Below are 17,855 nucleotides of genomic sequence, written 5' to 3' on the forward strand. Positions count from 1 at the left end.
TCACTCGCTCCCGCTGCCGGTCAGTGCTACCAGTTCGTCGGCGGGCACCTCCCGATAGTCGGTGGTGATCCTCGTGGCCTCCGGCGGTGGCGTTGCGCCCGTTCCGCGGTATTTCACGGCCAGCCACATGATCCACGCCAGCGGCGCGATACCACCGACGATGAACACGATGTCGCCCGGCATGCGCAGCCATTCCAGCACCGAATTCGCGTGGCTTTGAATGTAGTTCAGCTCGCGCGCCTCGTAGTATCCGCTGTCGACGGCCTTGTACAGCTGCAGGATTCCGATCGGCAGCAGGGTGGCGAACACCATCCACGCCAGCCCGATGTTCAACGACCAGAACGAGATTTTCGCCAGCCTGTCCGGCCATTTATCGGCCGGGATCATATAGCGCACACAGAACAGCGCGAACGCGCAGGCGAGCATGCCGTAGACGCCCATCATCGCCGCGTGTGAGTGGTTGGCGGTGAGCGCGGTGCCGATCTCGTAATAGGACACGATCGGCAGGTTGATCAGGAACCCGAAGATGCCCGCGCCCAGGAAGTTCCAGAATCCGACCGCGACCAGGAACATGACCGCCCACCGGTGGGGGAACTCCGCGGCCGACCGCGACTCCTGCTTGGACCCCAGTTGCAGGAAGCTCCACGCCTCCACGGTGAGGAAGGTCAGCGGGACCACCTCCAGCGCGGAGAACACCGCACCCAGTGCCATGTGCTCGACCGGAGTTCCGTTGAAGTACAGGTGATGCATGGTGCCGATCACCCCGCCCGCGGAATACAGAATGATGTCGAGATAGATGACGATCATGCCGACCCGCTCGCGCACCACCCCGAGCAGGACGAACATATAGGCGACCATGACGGTGGTGAACAGTTCCAGGAAGTCCTCCACCCACAGATGCACCACCCAGAACCGCCAGAACTCGGTGTGGGTGAAGTTGTCGCCCGGCCTCGCCAGTAACCCGACCGCGTAGACCACCGGAATGGCGAGCGCGGAGAGGAAGAACAGCCACGGCATATTGCCCTTGTGCTCGTCTGCCAGCCGCCCGCGCAACCCGCGCCACAGGATCCCCACCCAGATCGCCAGCCCGGACACCAGCAGGATCTGCCAGACGCGGGCCAGGTCGAGGAAGGTGAATTGCTGTGCGGCGAAGAAGTTGCCGTACGACACCTTGCCGTGGATGCTCAGCGCTTCACAGATCAGGCTGCCGAACACGACAATCGCCACCGCCCCGAGCAGGATGTAGGACAACCGGCCCTGCCCGCGCGGCTCGCGCCGGGCGATCAAGGGCGCCAGGAAGATTCCCGCGGCGAGGAACGCCGCCACCACCCAGAACAGCGCCAGCTGCAGATGCCAGGTGCGAGTCAGGTTGTAGGGCAGGATCTTCGCCAGATCGAGGCCGAAGAAGCTGGTCACGTCGGCGCGATAGTGTTCGGTGGCGGCGCCGAGCAGGCTCTGCGCGCCGAACAGGATCACCATGATCGCGAAATACCATCGGGTGGAGCGCTGCCCGGGGGTCAGCGCCACCTCGCCGGGCGCCCGGAACGACAAGGTGGCCGCCTCCCGGCCCTTCCACCCGAGCCGGTTGCCCCAGCGGCCGAAGGCGGCGAACAACAGTCCGATCCCGCCCAGCAGTGCGATGAGCGAGATGACGCTCCACACCACCACGTTCGCGGTAGGGCTATTGCCGACGCGCGGTTCCGCCGGCCAAGAATTGGTATAGGAGTAGTCGTGACCCGGCCGATGCGCAGCCGACATCCACGCCGTCCACGAGAAGAACGCGGTCAGATCGTGGATCTGCGCCCGATCTGTGAGCAGCTCCGGCCGCAGTCCCAGCCCGGTACCCGTGCGGCCGAACACGTCTGCGTAATGGTCGACCAGACGCCCGAACGCCTGCGCCTGCTCAGTGCTGTAGACCAGCACACCGGTCTTCTCGTCGTAGCGGTTGGCCTGGAAATCGGCGAGCACCCGCGCCCGCGCCCGATCGTCGTTCCCCAACTGCTCCAGCGCGAAATCCGCCGACCGGCGTAGGTAATCGGCGGTGTAATCCGGTCCCAGCCACGCCCCGTGCCCGAGTATCGACCCGTACTGCATGAGACCCGCCGCCAGGAAAATCTTCTGGCCGTGATTGACATCGTCGGCGGTGAACAGCGTCTGCCCGGTCGGCGACTGCACGCGTTCGGGAATCGGGGCCGAACCGGAATAGGTCCGGTACGCCAGCAATCCCATCACCAAGAACCCGAACAGCGCGACCAGCACACATGCCTGGATCCATCCCTTGCCGACGAGCAATTGCCGCTTCGTGCCGCTGCTCACCATGTCGCTGCTCACCCTCGATCCTCCGTTCGATGAGAAATCGCTGATCGCAGAAGCTTGCGCCATCGGCGCCCCGTCGATCATGGAGGTATAGCTGCACTACACACGGCAACTCTCCAGCGTGTCGCACGAACAGACGATTTCCCCGGGTCTTCCCGCGGGTGACGCGGTCACGGAGCCCGACCTCCAACCGGGCTCATCGAGACCCGGCAGGGTTCGGGCACCTTCGTCATCAGCACGCGATCGCTGCGCGGGATCGACGTCCGCGGCGCACTCGCCGAGCTGCGCGAGACCGCCACCGCCTGGGCGACCGGGCGCACCCCCAGCGCGGCCTCGCCGAGCAGGAGGACCAGGAGCCCGACGGCGGTAACGCTGCGAGTCGGCGGGAATGGGCCGATACCGCCGACTGGCTTCTCCGGCGCACCGAAGATGCCCTGTGACAGAAGCGTCAGCGAAATCCCTTGATGCCAGCGCAAATACGATCCGCAACGCCGCACCGTGCGATCCCGGCTATCCGGCAACCGGCGGCCCTCTTCACACGCTCAGCTTCTCGGCGAGCAATACGTCGACTCGCGCGATGACGGCGGTCGCCGACTCGCCCCGCCGGAATCCCACGGAGTCGAGGATCTCGATCAGCGCGACCACCGTCTCCCGCGAGGGCGTCGGCTGCCCCACTGTGGCCAGCACCGCGGCGGGCACATCGGCCACGTGCGCATTGCGCGCCGCGACCACCACGCGCGCCGCCGGAGCACTCCGGCCACGCCCTGCAGCGACAGCCGTTGATGAACTCGCCAGACTCTCACCTCGACGTCGTCGGCCTGTTGGGTCAGTACTCGCCCTCGAAGTAGTAGTCGGCCAGGACTGTCGCGAAATGGGTTTGGTGGAATCCTCACCCGGCATGATCATCCCGTGGCGCCGCGCGACCGCCATCGTGAGGTCCTCGACCAGTGGAAAGGTGACCCGCACGTCGTCCGTCGTGTCTGTAGAAGCCGAACAGGTCCCGGTCATCGGCGTGGCGGCCCGACCGAACTCGGCCCGCGCTCACACCCGGCGGGCCGCACCTCCCGGGTAATCAACAGTCGATGAGTTTTCGGGTCTCCCGGTAGTCTCCGGCGCACTGTTTCCTACCTGGACCAGGCGACCTCACCGTTTCCCCACCCTCTCACGATCTGTTGACAGACGGCTGGGTCTCCCAGCCTGCGTTGTCACCCCGACTGGTGGTAGGGCCGTTCGTAATTCGTCGACGTGCCCGCGGGGTCGGCAGGTTCAGCGGGGTCGTCGGTCCGGTCAGATACCGGCGACGTGGACGAGTTGGCCAACGAGTGCCGTGATCGCCATCGCGAGGCTGCCGCCGATGACAACTCGCAGAGCCGGGCCAAGGACGCTGGTTCCGGCGACTCGTGCCCCGAGAATCCCCGCGATGGCTAGTCCGAGCACGGTGACGATCACGATGAGCAGTAGCCGGGTGGCGCTGGTGGGTGCGATCAAGCCCAGTAGCGGGAGCAGTCCGCCGATGAAGAAGCTGGTGGCCGAGGCCATCGCGGCCTGCAGCGGGCGGGCGGCGGTGATCTCGGTGTGCCCGAGTTCGTCCCGCAGGTGGGCATCGAGCGGATCGTTGTCGTGCAGTGCGGCGGCGACCTGCGCAGCGAGTTCCGCGGGCAGGCCGCGGGCGCGGTAGATGCCGGCCAGTTCGGCCAGTTCGGCTTCCGGGTCGGTGGCCAGTTCGAGTTCTTCCTTGGCCCGATCCCCGCGTTCGACGTCGACTTGTGAACTGACCGAGACATATTCGCCCGCGGCCATGGCCATCGACCCGGCCGCGAGTCCGGCCAGCCCTGCGGTGAGCACTGCGCCCGCCGCCGCGCCACTGGCCGCCACACCGACCATGAGGCTCGCGGTCGACACCAGTCCGTCGTTGGCGCCGAGGACCGCGGCCCGCAGCCAGCCCGCGTGCTCGCCACGATGCCGTTCGGCATGCGGGTTCACCATCTCGAGGAAAGTCATGCTCAGTGTCCTTCGGATTTCTGGGATCGATCGGCCGACCTGTCCGTTGATCGTTCCCATCTGTGGGCCTCGCTGACAGGGCACAACGACTCCGAGGGGATGGCCGAAGTCCCCGTCCTGGCGACAACGGGTCTGTGGAGGAAGAGGGCACCGCCGGTGAGGACCACAGCCCCTGTCATGGCCGACTGCGTTCCGCTGCACTGGGATCGGCATCGGGATCGGTAGGCGGGACTTTGTCTGGTCCGTCGACGAAGGCTTGGCATCGGTTGCTCCGCCCATGCAGTTGTTGTGTAGCATCGCCAGTCGCGCCAGCTCGGGCGCGGCGTAGCCACCGCGCCACAGGATGCCGGCGATCTCGCCGAGGGTGAATTCACGTTCGAGGACGCCGTCGTCGAGGCGCTGTTCGGAACGTGATCCGCGAGAACCGCGCGGGGCAGGCCCTAGTGCGGTCTGCCAGGCCTCGGCCTCGGACAGGTCGTTCTCGGCGGCGGAATGGCCGAGGCAGGTGGCTGTGGAGCAGGTGCTGCGGGCGCCTGCACGTGCACGCCAGGGCTGTTCGGCAGCGCGTTGCGGCTGTCGGCGATCTGGTTGGGGTAGCGCAGGCCACCGAAATTGGCTTCGCTCAAATTCAGAGGCGAGGGGTCCGGGAGAGAGGAACAGGTCCAGATCGTCAGTCATTCCCTCGGGGCCTGCTCGAGTTCCGGTGACGGAACTGCCAGCAATGCGTTTCGCGGCGGAGGTGGGGCATGGAGTGCCATCGCCGCGGCGATCGGTGGACACCGGCCAGTACGGTGCGCGCGGCGGATGCCGCCGGGCAGTGATCCGTACATCTCCCAGTCCAGTTCGATGTCCGGTTCGAACGCTATCTGGACCGGATCGACAAGCGCGACAGCGAGATCCGCGCGTACCGACTCGGGTGCGCCACCGAATCCCGTCGATGAGCTGCCGTTTCGTCCACTTCGACGGGCGTCCCGCCTTCTTACCGCAGGGCAACAGCGGCTCCAACCGCGCCCACTGGGCATCGGTCAGGTCCGCTCGCCCCGCCACCGCTACGCTGGTCACGAGGTCTCCGGCTGTATTCAGGTTTGCTTGGTCGCTAACCCGAAATACCGGAGATCTCACCCATATGCCAATGCAGGCAACAGCTTTCGCTGAACACTGTGATGGGGTGGGGTGGCACCACGCAGTGGTGCCACCCCATACATCACTTCGAGGCAGAACCTAGTCGCGGGGATGCTCGGCAGCCCAGGCTGCGATCTGTGCACGAGATGTGAATCCCAATTTGGCGAGGATGTGCTCGACGTGCCCTGCTGCGGTGCGCTGCGAAATCACCAGCCGGCTAGCGATTGCCTTGTTGGTCAACCCCTCAGCGACGAGGTCGGCTATTTGGCGCTCCCGCTTGGTCAAACTCGCCGCTCCGCGATCCGCTGGTGTCTCGGCTGGATGATGCTCACCCAGCGCGAAGTCGACGGCCGCCTCGAAACTCATCGCGGCACCCTCCTGGTGGGCGGACTCGAATCCTCGCCTGCCGAGTACGTCGCGGCTGCGGCGCTCGCATTCCTCACGGTAAGCAAGCAATTGGGGAGACTGCGTGATGCCGGAGTCGCCGACCGAGTGAAGGAGCCCGTGCGCGGCGCCCAACAGCATGGCCGCGCGCTGGGCATCATGCTTCTCGGCCGCGATCCAGGCCAGTATCTCTAAAGCATGACCGGTGACGTACGGATCGACCACCCGTCGAGCCAACCGAAGAGCCTCCTCGAATAGCTGCTCCGCCCGCTCGCGGTCACCCATCTGCCAGACGGCAAATGCCATGGTCCGCAGGGCCAGCGTCCGAAAATACGTCTCGCCGTGGGTATTCGAGACGGTCAGTGCTTTCCCGAGGCAGGCGATGACATCTGGCATATCCCGCTGCAATATATAAGTCCAGCCAAGTAAATTCAGTGCCTTCAATTGGAACAAGATCTCACCGCGGGCGCTGAATGCTTCGACGGCGTCGTTCAACTGGGTGCCGGCGCGAGCCAGATCGCCACTGCTGAGAGCGGTGTACCCGTCGGTGTAGGCGAGCAGGGCAGCAATCGTCTGGTCGGACGTCTGCTCGGTAAGGGCGCGAAGTTCGGCCACGCGCCCGGTTGCGGCCGGAAGGTCCCCCAGATGCGTGGCGAACACGCTGCTCATGCAGAGGGCCTTGGCTCGGTCGGCCGCCGCGGCGTCGGATGCACTGGCAAGCGTGCGGTCGCACCAGCGGCGTCCCTCGCTGAATCGTCCACCCGCAGCCCAGAAACTATGTAGGGCGGCGGCGGTGCGCAATCCGGCTGCATGCTTCTGAGTTCGGCTGAGCTCCATCGCCTTTCGCAGGTTCGGTAGTTCACGCGCGATCCGGGCGATCCACTCGAGCTGGCGCGGACTGATCCAGTCCGCCTCTGCTTCGAGTGCTAGCCGCTCGTACCAGTCCCGGTGACGCCGGCACAGTTCTGCGTACTCGCCGGCCTGCTTGATCTTCTGCTTGCCGTATTCCTGCACGGTCTCGAGCTGCCGGAAGCGCACTGCGGCACCCGATTCCTCACGGATCAGGATTGACTTGTCGACCAGCGCGGATAACGCATCGAGGAACTCCGGCTCGCTCTGGTCGCTGCCGCACACGTCCTCGGCGGCATCGAGCTCGAAACTTCCAGCGAATACCGACAGCCGACCCCACAGTCGCTGTTCGGCCGGTGTGCACAGGTCATAGCTCCAGCCGATGCACCACGCCAGTGTTTGCTGGCGTGTGGGCGCACCCCGACTGCCGCGGGTCAACATGGCAAACCGGTCGGTCAACCTCACCAGGATCTGCTCGGCAGACATCGTGCGCAGCCGCGCCGCCGCCAGCTCGATCGCCAACGGCAACCCGTCGAGCCGCGCGCAGATCTCGGCCACGCTGACCTGGTTGTCCTCGGACAGCTGGAATCCTTGCACCGCCGCGACGGCTCGCTCCGCGAACAGCGTCACCGCGTCGTATCCGGCCGCTTGACGCAGGGTTAGCCCACTTCCCCGGTCCGGGAAGCGTAGCGGCGGTACTGGCAGCACCGATTCCCCGCCGATGCCGACGGCCTCGCGACTCGTGGCCAGAATCCGCAGCTGCGGGCACGCCCGAAGTAGCGACTCGACCAGTTGCGCGACCGCCTCGATCACGTGCTCGCAGTTGTCGAGCACCAACAACACCTCGCGGGTGGACAGGAATTCAACCAGCACCTCGAGCATCGGTCTGCCAACCTGCTGCCGCACACCGAAGGCGCCGGCTATGACATCGACCAGCAACGACGAATCGCGCAACTCACCCAACTCGACCAGCCAGACGCCGTCGGCGATATTCCGTTGCAATCTATGGGCCACCCGTAGCGCCAGCCGGGACTTACCAACCCCACCGATCCCGGTCAGGGTCACCAGACACGACCCCGACAGCACGTTCTTCACTTCCGAGACCTGGCTACGCCGATCCACAAAACTGGTCAACTCCCGCGGCAAGTTCCCCGCATCCCTGCGCAGCACAACGCCGCTGCGGCCGGGTATGTTGGTCCCCCCTGCGGGTACCGCCGCCGGCGATGCTTGCTCGCCGCCCGGTTCGGTTCGCAGCGCCATCTGATCGACCCCACAACCGTGCGCTTGTTGAATCCGCTGCAACTGCTCGCCGAACTCTGCGGCCGAAGGGCGGTCTCGGGCCTCACGAGACATCGCCGCCTCGATGACTGCACACACGTCGTCTGGCATTCCACGCTCGCGCAGATCCGGTATCGGCTGGGTCGTGATCCGAAGAAACTGCGCCACCACCTGCTCACCGCTGCGGCGCTCGAACGCCGCGTGACCGGTCAGCGCACAAAACAACGTGGCACCCAGCCCGTATACATCCGAGCCGTTGCTGGGTGAATCCCCGCTGAGCACCTCGGGCGCGGTGAACGCCGGAGAACCAGAAACCGCACCGGTCGCCGTCCGGAAACCCCCAGCAAGATGAGCAATACCGAAGTCCGTCAACGCCGGCTCACCGTAGTCGGTGAGCAGAATGTTCGCCGGTTTGACGTCCCGGTGCAGAACACCTGCACAATGCGCCGTTTCCAACGCACCCGCCATCTTCACCCCCAGGTGGAGTACTTCCTCCACCGATACCGGGCCATCGCGGCGGATCCGCGCGTCCAGCGAACCCTGCGGGTGGTACGGCATCACCAGGTACGGCCGACCGGTCTCGGTTTCGCCGACCTCGAGCACCCCGACGATATTCGGGTGGCCCGTCAGCCGGCCCATCGCCCGTTGCTCACGAAAGAAACGCTCCCGATTCTCATCGAGCTCGCAGGTCAGGACCTTGACCGCCACGGTGCGATCCAGCCCGTGCTGGGTGCAGCGGTACACCACGCCGAAACCGCCCCGCCCGATCTCCTCCGCGTCCTCCAACCCGACAGCACTCAACTCCGTGACCACATCAGCACCAAGATCACGTTGCGTCTTCAATGGATCAGAGTCCACCATCAGTCACCCGCAATCCACCCCAGCAAGAGACTACCCCGCCTACCAGGGCGTATCTGCCTGCAATCGCCCACTCCCCGAGCGGGTCGTGTTGGTTGCTGAGGAGGCTCGTCGGGCCAGCAGCGTGGGCGAGTTGGGCGTGTGAGGGGCGCATCCCGGTCACGCAACGATCGCCATACCGAACTCACGCCGGGATCGCGGTTCTTCGCTCGGTGCTCAGATTGCTGCCCGGTTCGCGCGCTGGTGCATTGAGGCCAGGCGGGCTGAAGCTGCGAGCCGGACTTGTTGCACCATATGTTCTTCGGCGCCTGCAGCGTCCCCGGCTTCGAGTAAGGCTATTAGCCGGGCGTGGGATTCCACTGCCTGCTCGGCGACTTTCAGGTTCGACCAGACCGATTGCTCGATGGGGATGGGGTGGCTTTCCCAGATCCATTGCAGGTGGCGGGCGATGATGGAGCGGCCCCCGGTGCGAGCGATCTGGGCGTGGAACTCGCGACTGGCGGCGGACATACGGCCGGCGTCGCCGAGTTGCAGGGCGGCTCGCAGTTCCCGGTGGCTGTCGTGGAGGCGGGCCAGCTCGGCGGGGGAGATGGAGGTAGCCGCCAGGCGGGCCGCCAGGCCCTCGACGGTGGCACGCAGCAGGTAGAGTTCTTCCATCTCACCGGCGGCGTGTTCGGCGACCTTGGCGCCGAAATTCGGTTCGTAGACGACCAATCCGACCGATTCGAGATTGCGCAGGGCCTCGCGCACCGGGGTGATGGAGACGCCGAGCCGCTCGGCGACCTTGTCCTGCAGGATCGGCGTGCCGGGAGGCATTGCGCCGCTGAGGATTTCCGACCGCAACATCTCTTGCACGTAGCCCGCGCGGCTGCCGGGTGGCTTGACGGTGGCGTAGGTCATGTCGGGTCCGGTGGACCCGTTGGCGGTTGACGCCGTTCCAGTTGTGGCGTTCGCGCTGCGCCGTGCCATCGAATCGAGCCTCCTGTTCTCATGCCGCTGTCTGTCCTGATCGTAGTGCCCGCGGCGACCCCTTGACGGTTCATTTTATAACTTATAAGTTAGTGACATGATGTGTCCTGAGTCACGGAAACTGAAGGTGGTGGACGCGGCGACCCTGTTCGCCGGGCCACTGGCGGCAACGATGCTGGCGGACTTCGGCGCCGACGTCGTCAAGATCGAACACCCGCGGCGCGGGGATCCCAGCCGAGGCCACGGTGCGAGCAAGAATGGGGTGGGCCTGGTCTGGAAACAGTTGGGCCGCAACAAGCGTCCGATCGGCGTGGATCTGTCGGCGGCGGAGGGGCAGGCCATCGCGCGAGCCCTGCTCGCCGACGCCGATGTCCTGATCGAGAACTTCCGGCCCGGCACCCTGGAGCGTTGGAACCTCGGACCGGAGGTGCTGCACGAGATCAATCCGAGGCTGGTGATCTCCCGTGTCACCGCCTTCGGCCAGTTCGGGCCGCGCTCGCACGAGCCCGGATTCGGCACCCTGGCCGAGGCCATGAGCGGATTCGCCGCCATGACCGGTGAGCCCGACGGGCCGCCGACCCTGCCGCCGCTGGCACTCGCCGACGGAATCGCGGGGTTGGCAACGGCTTTCGCGATCATGGTGGCGCTGGCTCAGCGGGAGAGCACCGGCCGGGGCCAGGTGGTGGACCTGGCCATCATCGAACCCATTCTCATGATGCTGGGCGCGCAGATCACCACCTACGATGCGCTCGGCACGGTGCCGCGCCGCACCGGGAACCGGTCGGACAACAATGCCCCCCGCAATATCTACCGCACACGCGACGGCCGCTGGCTGGCGGTGTCGACCAGCGCGCAGTCCATCGCCGAACGCGTGATGACCCTGGTGGGCCGCCCGGATCTGGTGGAGCAGCCGTGGTTCGCCAGCGGGTACGGCCGCGTCCAGCACGTCGACGAGGTCGACGGCGCGGTGGCCGCCTGGATCGCCGACCGCGACGCTGCGGCGGTGATCCAGGCCTTCACCGAGGCCCAGGCCGCGATCTCCCCGGTGTACGACATCGCCGACATCTTCGGCGACCCGCAGTACAAGGCGCTGGAAACCATTGTGCGACTGCCTGATCCCGACCTCGGCACGGTGGCCATGCAGAATGTGCTGTTCCGGCTCTCCCAGACCCCGGGCGCGATCCGCTGGGCCGGGCGGGCGCCGGGCGCGGACACCGACGCGGTGCTGGGCTCGCTCGGCTTCTCCGACGAGCAGATCCGCACCTGGCGCGAAGCCGGTGTGGTGGCATGAGATACCCGGGCACCTGGCTGTATGTACCCGGCGACCGGCCCGACCGGATGGTCAAGGCCATGGCCTCCGGCGCCGCGGTGGTAGTGCTGGACCTGCAGGACGCGGTCGCCGAGTCGCGCAAGACCCAGGCCCGCGCGTGCGTGGCCGAATTCCTCGCGGCGGCCGATCAGGAGGCGCGGGAAACACGAATTCACGTGCGGATCAACAATGTCCACACCGAGACAGGTCGGCGTGATCTCGACGCCATCGCGGGATCGCCTGCACTCGACGGCATCCGGCTGCCGCTGGTCGAATCGCCCGCCGATATCGAAGCTGCCGCCCGCATCGCCCGCGCGGGGGGATCGCAGTCCGGATTCCACTGCCTGATCGAAACCGCTATCGGCGTCGAGAACGCCTACCGCATCGCCTCGGCACCCGGCGTCGCCGCGATCTCGTTGGGGGAGGGAGACCTGCAGGCCGAGCTCGGCACCTTCGAGGAAGAAGGGCTGGCCTGGGCACGCAGCCGAATCGTCGTAGCCGCTGCGGCCGCGCAGTTGCCGGCACCGGGGATGGCTGTCTTCGGAAACGTGAAAGATGCTGCGGGACTGCGTGAGTCCTGTCTGCGCGGCCGCCGATTGGGTATGCGAGGCCGCTCAGCCATCCATCCCGCCCAACTGCCCGTCATCGCCGAGGCATTCCAACCCACGCCCGCCGAGATCGACCAGGCGCGGCGCATCGTCGCCGCGGCGGACGCCCGATCGGGCGGCTTCGCCCTGGGCGACGGCACCTTCGTCGACCAGCCGGTCGTCGCCGCGGCGCGGCTGACCCTCGAATGGGCCGAACCGTATCCACCACTCCAATGCACAAGGTCGTGATCATGAGTGACCACCCCGAGCCGGACCGGTCTCCGGCATTGATCGAATTCACCGATGTCGCCATGACATTCCGGGGCGCCGGACGCTCCTTCCGGGCCATCGACGGACTGTCGCTGTCGATTCCGCGGGGACAGTTCTGCTGCGTCGTCGGCCCCAGCGGCTGCGGCAAGTCCACGCTGCTCAATATGGTTGCGGGCCTTCTCGAACCCAGCCGCGGCCAGGTCCGCTACGACGGAAAACCGGTGGCGGGAGCCAATACCCGCGTCGGCTACGTCACCCAGAAGGACAATCTGCTGCCCTGGCGCACCGTGCGCGCCAACGTGCGCCTGCCCCTGGAGTTGCGCGGTATCGGCAGGGCCGAAACCGACAGGCGCACAGACGAAGTGCTCGACCTGGTCGGGCTGACCGGCTTCGGGGACGCCTACCCGCGTCAGCTCTCGGGCGGCATGCGCAAACGCGTTACTCTCGCCCGCACCCTGGTGTACGAGCCGGAAGTCATCCTCGCCGACGAACCGTTCGGCGCGCTCGACAGCCAATTGCGCACCGTGCTCCAGGGTGAACTGCTCGGGCTGCGGGCCCGCACCGAGGCCACGGTGCTGTTCATCACCCACGATCTGGGCGAGGCGATCGCGCTCGGCGACCGGGTCCTGGTGATGAGCGCGCGACCCAGCCGTGTCCTGCTCGATGCGCCGGTCACGCTGCCGCGCCCGCGTGACGTCCGCACCGCGCGTTTCGACCCGGAATACGCCCGCCTGCACGAAACCCTATGGGCGGCACTGAGTCCCGAGGTCGAAATGGGAGTGCCGGCATGAGCACCCTGGCCGCCGCTCGAACCATCGCGCCCGCGCCGAGCGCCGACGCCGAATCCGACGCCCGCTACCGTCGCAAGCGACTGACCTACCGCCTGGTGGTGTACACCGCCCGGATCCTGATCGTCGTCGCGGTCCTGGGCACCTGGCAGGGCCTGTCGGGCCCGGTGATCGATCCGTTTTGGGTCTCCTCGCCCCAGGCCATCGGGGAACGGCTGCTGGAATGGACCCGCGACGGCACCCTCGCCGGCAATGCCCGAGCCACCTTGCTCGCTATGGCCATCGGCCTGCTACTGGGCTCCGCGGCCGGGATCGTCGCCGGATTCCTGTTGGGCCGCATCCGATTCCTCGGCGATGTACTCAACCCGTTCATCATCGCGCTCAACAGCCTGCCCAAACTCGCGCTGGCGCCGCTGTTCATCCTCTGGTTCGGCATCGGCCTGCAGGCCAAGGTCGTGATGACTGCGCTGGTGTGCTTCTTCCTCGTCTTCTACAACACCTTCGCCGGTGCCCGGGACGCGGATTCCGAACTGCTCGGAGTCGTCACCGTCCTGGGTGCCAACGGGCGGCAGCGGCTGACGAAGGTGATTCTGCCGCACACCATGTCGTGGATCCTGACCGGACTGCGGCTGGCCGTGCCGTACTCGCTGCTCGGCGCGGTGGTCTCGGAGATCACCGCCTCCAACGAGGGCCTCGGGCATCTGCTCAAGACCTCCGCCAACACCTTCGACACCGCAGGCACCTTCGCCGCCATCGCCGTACTGGTGGTGGTCGCACTGCTGCTGAATATCGCGGTGAGCCGCGCCGAGAGCCTGAGCTCCCGGTGGAAATGAGAGATCAGCCATGTCAACCAGAACCCGAATCGCGGCCGTCCTGGCCGCACTGGCACTGACCGGATCCGCGGTCGCGGGCTGCGCCGGGCGCGGGCCCACCGTCACTGACTGCGCCGGGCAGACCGTGAAGATCGGACAGTCCACCGCGAACAACCTGCAATACGCGGCCCTGTACGTCGCGCAGGACAAGGGCTACTTCGAAAGCCAGGGCCTGAGGGTCGAAACCGTCGAAATGGGCGGCGGATCCGAGGCCATCCAGGCGCTGGCGGGCGGCAGCGTCGACGTCGCGCTGACCACCTTCGCGGCCATCCTCAGCGCCGCCGAAAAGGGAGCACCGCTGGTGGCTTTCGCGTCGACCGCCGACCGGAACACCGCTGATATCGGTGTGAAGAATCGCTACGCGCCACCCGCGAACGCCGATCTCGACACCGCCGTGCGCGCGCTGCGCGGGCTGCGAGTGGCCGTCACCTCTGCCGGATCCGGGGCCGACCAGACGCTGCGGTACCTGCTGCAGCACGCGGGCCTGAACCCGGACTCCGACGTGAAGGTCGTCGCAGCGGGCGGTGCGGCGGAGACGGTGGCGGCCTTCGCCAATGGCTCGGTCGACGCCTACATCATCGGTCCGCCGTCCTCGTTGGTGGCCGCCGAGCGCGGTGACGGCCGAGTCATGCTGCGCCTGGCCTCCGGTATCGCACCCGACCTGGACGGTCTGCTCTACGGCGTGGCCGCCACGTCCACGGCGACCATGGGCCGCAAGGAGGCGGTGATGCGGTGCTTCGCCCGCGCTCTGAACCAGGCGGACGCGTTCATCCATGGGCAGCCCGATCTGGCGGCGGCGCTGCTGCGACCCCGGTTCCCGGAGATGACCGACCCGCAGTTCACCCTGAGCTGGGAGCCGATTGTGAAGGCCACCCCGCCCACGGCGGCCATCGACCCCGCCGAGGCCGACAAGGCGGCCCGATTCGTCGCCACCGTGTTGAACAAGTCCAGCGTCGACGCCACCAAGGCCTACGACACCCGCTTCTCGGAGGAACTGAAATGACCACCCCCACAACCGATTCCCTCACCGGACTGCAGGCCCTGCTCGGCGGTCTGCGCACCATCGAGCTGGGACAGCCGCTCGAGAACGGCATGCCCTGCTCGCCCAGCCACCCGGGCTTCCGGATGGCGCTGCTGCGCCGGCACGGTGACCGCGTGAACGCCCAGGGCGGCTCGGGGGCCAACGAGCTCATCGTCACCGGCGGACATGTCGGCACGCACCTGGACGCGTTGTGCCATGCGGCCATCGACGGTCAGATGTTCGGCGGCGTGGATGCCCATGCGGCCAGTGTCGGCGGCGCGTTCACGGTGCACGGTGTGGACACCGTGCGACCGTTCCTGTGCCGGGGCGTGCTCGCCGATATCCCGAAACTGCTGGGAGTGCCCCGGCTCGAACCCGGCTTCGGCATCACCGCCGACCATTTGCGCGCGGCCTTCAGCGACACCGTGCCCGGAGCGGATGAGGTCGCGCTCATTCGTACTGGCTGGCCGCAGCTCTACCACGATCCGGCCGCCTACGTCGGCCATGAGACTGGTGTCCCGGGCATTACCGCCGAGGCCGCGGAATATCTCGCGGATACCGGGGTTCGCGCGGTGTGCAGTGACACTATCGCCACCGACCAGATCCTGCCCGGCGTCGGGCACGCGGCGCTGCCAGCGCACGGGGTGCTGCTCGTGGAACGCGGCGTGCACATCATGGAGGTGCTGACCTTCGAGGAACTGGCCGCGGCCGGCGTGCGCGAAGTGCTGTATGTGGCTGTGCCGCTGCGGATCACCGGTGCCACCGGATCGCCCATCCGGCCGCTGGCGCTGATCCCCGGGGAGGCCGCCGGTGTCCGCTGAGCTGTCCCGCGCGGTCGCCGACTGGGCGCACGCCGCCTACACGAAATCCGAGGTGCCGGATGCGGCCGTGACCGCCGCCAGTGAGCATCTGGTCGACACGGTCGCCGTCGCCGTGGCCGGACTGGCGGAAGTGCCGGTCGAATCCATGCGGCGTGCAACCCGAAATCGCGGCGACGCCGGTCGTTTCGCCCTGGTGCTGGGTACTGCCGCGCACGCACTGGACTACGACAATGCCCAGACGCCGTCGCTGGTCCATCCGTCTTGCGTGATCGTGCCGACGGCTATCGCTGTTGCGCGCGAACTGCCGCGGCCGGGCGCGCGAGAGCTGCTGCGCGCCATCGCGGTAGGGGAGGAGGTGAGTCTCTGGCTGGGTGAAACTGCTGTGGCGGACGGAAATTCGGTGCTGTTCGAGCGGGGCTTCCATCCGACGGCGGTGTGCACGCCGATCGGGGCGGCGGTAACAGCCGGTCTGCTGCGCGGGCTACCGCCAGAACAGCTCGCCCACGCCATCGGTGCGGCGGCCTCCCTGTCCGGCGGGATTCTCGAGGGCAACCGCACCGGCGGCCAGACCAAACCCATGCACGCCGGATTCGCCTCCGCCGCAGGCATTCTCGCGACCGATCTGGCCGCCGCGGGCGCGACCGCCCCGCCGACTGCACTCGAGGGCCGCTTCGGGTTCCTGCACGCGTTCCTCGGCGGCGAAGCCACCGTGGGCGGGCCGCCGGAATCGGCCGGGGCGTGGCGCGTGCTGTCGGTGACCACGAAACCGTATCCCACCAACGGCTTCACCCACTCGTCGATCGACGCCGCACTGCAGTTGCGGCAGCAGGGATTTCGCCTTGAGCCCGGGGCCACCCTGCGCATCGGGGTGGCCGGGCCGGTGCTGCGGACCATCGCCTTCCCTGAAACCGCCAAATACGCTCCGCCCACGGCCTACGCCGCCCGGTTCTCCGGCCCGGTGGTGGTCGCGATCGCCCTGCTCGGCGGCTCCGGCCTCGGGGTCGGACTGGCCGACTTCGACGGCGAGAATCCGCCCGGCGACGCCGTTCTCGCTGCTGCCGCGCGAGTCCGCTTCGAAGCCGACCCGTACGCCACGGCGGCCTTCCCGGACCGGGTGATGAGCAGGGCCGTCGGCACCGATGGCGACGGCGGACAGTATCGGGTCGAGGTCGACACCGGCCGCGGCGGTCCCGACAACCCGCTCTCACCACGCGAACTGCGCACGAAATTCGACGACTGCGTCACATCCCGGCTCGGGGCGGCCACCACGGCACTCTGGAATGCCCTGCAGGACACCATCACCGGCGACGACATGGCCTGTGCCGCCGCCCTGTCCACCCTCGCCGAGCAACTCGGCTGACGATAGAAAAGGAACACCTGATGAGGAAAATAGCCACGGCATCAACGTTGCTCGTCGCGGCCACGGCCCTGGGGGCCGGCTCGGTGACCGCCGCACCACCCGATCGCGACGCGATCACCTACACCGCCTCCACGACCGAGCACTCGACCGTGATCACCACCGACGCGGGATCGATGGTCGCCGAAGAAGGGCTCTTCAAGATCGAGGCAGCCGACGGCACCGTCTTGGCCGGAACCGAATTATCGTTCCGCATAGACGATTTCGTCTTTCCTATCGCCGCCGACATCGCAGGCCACACCGCCACACTCACACCGCAGCTCGACCTGCGGTACGCCCGCTACGCTCCCGTCGCCCTGCCCTTCGAGGACCAGGCACCCTGGAAGAACGCCTACGACCGGGAGCAAGCCGCCTGGAACCGCCTGCGCGACACCATCAGCATGGGTGCGACCATCGGCACCCTGGTCGGCGGCCTGGGCGGAGCCGCAGTCGGCTGCCTTGTCGGCGGAATCGCCGGGGCCACAGTCGCATCGGCCGCCATCGTGGGCTTGTTCGGCGGCTTCCTCCCCGCCGCCGCGATCGGCTGCCTCGGCGGCATCGTGGCCGTCGGCACCCTCGGCACGATCGCGGGCCAGCTCCTGGTCACAGCGCCGGTCGCTATCCTGGCCGCAGCCCAGTACGTCACCACCATCAACCAACCGCCACCCGCCCCGGCGAAATGACCGCGCGCGGACTCACCCTCGGTCACGGGACGCGTCCCAATCGGTGACCGCATTCCAAAGACGCCGGATCCGTCCAGCAGCCGGCGTGCTGCGTCGTAGGCGTCGATGGTGTCGGTCTTTCCGTGGGTGCGACGAAGCCGCCGGTTCGGGCGCGGCACCTCGGCAACATCGTGGCCGCGGGCGTGTAGCGCAACGGCGCGACTGCGCAACGGCGCGGGGGAGGTGCTGGGATCCTTCTCGATCTGTTCGACCTGACCGACGTCGTCGTCCACACTGCGGATCTCGCCGTCGCCACGGGTCAGGAGGCCGCATCGACGAGAAGCTCTGCGAC

13 protein-coding genes and 2 pseudogenes are annotated in these 17,855 nt (G+C 67.3%); 8 read left to right on the forward strand and 7 right to left on the reverse strand.

Going from position 1 to position 17,855, the window contains the following annotated elements; translation table 11 throughout:
* The 7 genes and pseudogenes from ACFXIV_RS41145 to ACFXIV_RS41175 form a co-directional block, all read right to left on the reverse strand.
* Nucleotides 1-2,319, reverse strand: coding sequence for a nitric-oxide reductase large subunit (locus ACFXIV_RS41145; protein WP_379402316.1), 2,319 nt, complete (start codon nucleotides 2,317-2,319; stop codon nucleotides 1-3).
* A gap of 531 nt (nucleotides 2,320-2,850) precedes the next feature.
* Nucleotides 2,851-3,051 carry a hypothetical protein gene (locus tag ACFXIV_RS41150; protein ID WP_379402319.1) on the reverse strand — a complete coding sequence of 67 codons (201 nt, stop codon included), beginning with the start codon at nucleotides 3,049-3,051 and terminating at the stop codon, nucleotides 2,851-2,853.
* 135 nt (nucleotides 3,052-3,186) lie between these two features.
* Nucleotides 3,187-3,285 (reverse strand): annotated as a pseudogene (locus ACFXIV_RS41155) (peroxiredoxin); the annotation flags it as partial.
* Nucleotides 3,286-3,603: 318 nt separating this feature from the next.
* A complete protein-coding gene (locus ACFXIV_RS41160) occupies nucleotides 3,604-4,317 on the reverse strand; it encodes a VIT1/CCC1 transporter family protein (protein WP_379402315.1) in 714 nt (237 codons plus the stop codon).
* Nucleotides 4,318-5,232: 915 nt separating this feature from the next.
* Nucleotides 5,233-5,439: pseudogene (locus ACFXIV_RS41165) on the reverse strand (transposase); the annotation flags it as partial.
* 99 nt (nucleotides 5,440-5,538) lie between these two features.
* On the reverse strand, nucleotides 5,539-8,811 hold the full coding sequence (locus ACFXIV_RS41170) for a protein kinase (RefSeq protein WP_379402229.1): 3,273 nt from the start codon (nucleotides 8,809-8,811) through the stop codon (nucleotides 5,539-5,541).
* 213 nt (nucleotides 8,812-9,024) lie between these two features.
* Complete coding sequence (locus ACFXIV_RS41175; protein WP_379421432.1) at nucleotides 9,025-9,708, reverse strand: GntR family transcriptional regulator; 684 nt, start codon at nucleotides 9,706-9,708, stop codon at nucleotides 9,025-9,027.
* 199 nt (nucleotides 9,709-9,907) lie between these two features.
* Between ACFXIV_RS41175 and ACFXIV_RS41180 the strand changes: the two genes are divergently transcribed.
* Genes ACFXIV_RS41180 through ACFXIV_RS41215 form a run of 8 tightly spaced genes read left to right on the forward strand, consistent with a single transcriptional unit; the run spans nucleotide 9,908 to nucleotide 17,524 of the window.
* Nucleotides 9,908-11,068 (forward strand): CaiB/BaiF CoA transferase family protein, encoded by a 1,161-nt coding sequence (locus tag ACFXIV_RS41180; RefSeq protein WP_379402227.1) that lies wholly within the window; start codon nucleotides 9,908-9,910, stop codon nucleotides 11,066-11,068.
* Nucleotides 11,065-11,922, forward strand: a complete 858-nt coding sequence (locus ACFXIV_RS41185; RefSeq protein ID WP_379402226.1) for an HpcH/HpaI aldolase/citrate lyase family protein — start codon at nucleotides 11,065-11,067, stop codon at nucleotides 11,920-11,922. The genes ACFXIV_RS41180 and ACFXIV_RS41185 overlap by 4 nt, the downstream gene beginning before the upstream one ends.
* Nucleotides 11,923-11,924: 2 nt before the next feature.
* The gene (locus tag ACFXIV_RS41190) at nucleotides 11,925-12,734 is read left to right on the forward strand and encodes an ABC transporter ATP-binding protein (protein ID WP_379402225.1); all 810 of its coding nucleotides are present in this window, start codon (nucleotides 11,925-11,927) and stop codon (nucleotides 12,732-12,734) included.
* Nucleotides 12,731-13,564, forward strand: coding sequence for an ABC transporter permease (locus tag ACFXIV_RS41195; RefSeq protein ID WP_379402224.1), 834 nt, complete (start codon nucleotides 12,731-12,733; stop codon nucleotides 13,562-13,564). Before ACFXIV_RS41190 ends, ACFXIV_RS41195 begins: the two co-directional genes overlap by 4 nt.
* 10 nt (nucleotides 13,565-13,574) lie before the next feature.
* The gene (locus ACFXIV_RS41200; RefSeq protein WP_379402223.1) at nucleotides 13,575-14,606 is read left to right on the forward strand and encodes an ABC transporter substrate-binding protein; all 1,032 of its coding nucleotides are present in this window, start codon (nucleotides 13,575-13,577) and stop codon (nucleotides 14,604-14,606) included.
* On the forward strand, nucleotides 14,603-15,445 hold the full coding sequence (locus tag ACFXIV_RS41205; protein ID WP_379402222.1) for a cyclase family protein: 843 nt from the start codon (nucleotides 14,603-14,605) through the stop codon (nucleotides 15,443-15,445). Before ACFXIV_RS41200 ends, ACFXIV_RS41205 begins: the two co-directional genes overlap by 4 nt.
* On the forward strand, nucleotides 15,435-16,805 hold the full coding sequence (locus tag ACFXIV_RS41210; protein ID WP_379402221.1) for an MmgE/PrpD family protein: 1,371 nt from the start codon (nucleotides 15,435-15,437) through the stop codon (nucleotides 16,803-16,805). Before ACFXIV_RS41205 ends, ACFXIV_RS41210 begins: the two co-directional genes overlap by 11 nt.
* A gap of 20 nt (nucleotides 16,806-16,825) precedes the next feature.
* A complete protein-coding gene (locus tag ACFXIV_RS41215; RefSeq protein ID WP_379402220.1) occupies nucleotides 16,826-17,524 on the forward strand; it encodes a hypothetical protein in 699 nt (232 codons plus the stop codon).
* Nucleotides 17,525-17,855 lie beyond the last annotated feature (331 nt).

It is taken from the genome of Nocardia sp. NPDC059236 (assembly GCF_042754085.1).
Lineage (GTDB): Bacteria > Actinomycetota > Actinomycetes > Mycobacteriales > Mycobacteriaceae > Nocardia.

Bases quoted from the DNA above. Each gene is read 5' to 3' on its own strand.
- ACFXIV_RS41145 (WP_379402316.1), bottom strand. From the start codon at position 2,319: ATGGTGAGCAGCGGCACGAAGCGGCAATTGCTCGTCGGCAAGGGATGG.
- ACFXIV_RS41160 (WP_379402315.1), bottom strand. From the start codon at position 4,317: ATGACTTTCCTCGAGATGGTGAACCCGCATGCCGAACGGCATCGTGGC.
- ACFXIV_RS41170 (WP_379402229.1), bottom strand. From the start codon at position 8,811: ATGGTGGACTCTGATCCATTGAAGACGCAACGTGATCTTGGTGCTGAT.
- ACFXIV_RS41175 (WP_379421432.1), bottom strand. From the start codon at position 9,708: ATGACCTACGCCACCGTCAAGCCACCCGGCAGCCGCGCGGGCTACGTG.
- ACFXIV_RS41185 (WP_379402226.1), top strand. From the start codon at position 11,065: ATGAGATACCCGGGCACCTGGCTGTATGTACCCGGCGACCGGCCCGAC.
- ACFXIV_RS41190 (WP_379402225.1), top strand. From the start codon at position 11,925: ATGAGTGACCACCCCGAGCCGGACCGGTCTCCGGCATTGATCGAATTC.
- ACFXIV_RS41195 (WP_379402224.1), top strand. From the start codon at position 12,731: ATGAGCACCCTGGCCGCCGCTCGAACCATCGCGCCCGCGCCGAGCGCC.
- ACFXIV_RS41200 (WP_379402223.1), top strand. From the start codon at position 13,575: ATGTCAACCAGAACCCGAATCGCGGCCGTCCTGGCCGCACTGGCACTG.
- ACFXIV_RS41205 (WP_379402222.1), top strand. From the start codon at position 14,603: ATGACCACCCCCACAACCGATTCCCTCACCGGACTGCAGGCCCTGCTC.
- ACFXIV_RS41215 (WP_379402220.1), top strand. From the start codon at position 16,826: ATGAGGAAAATAGCCACGGCATCAACGTTGCTCGTCGCGGCCACGGCC.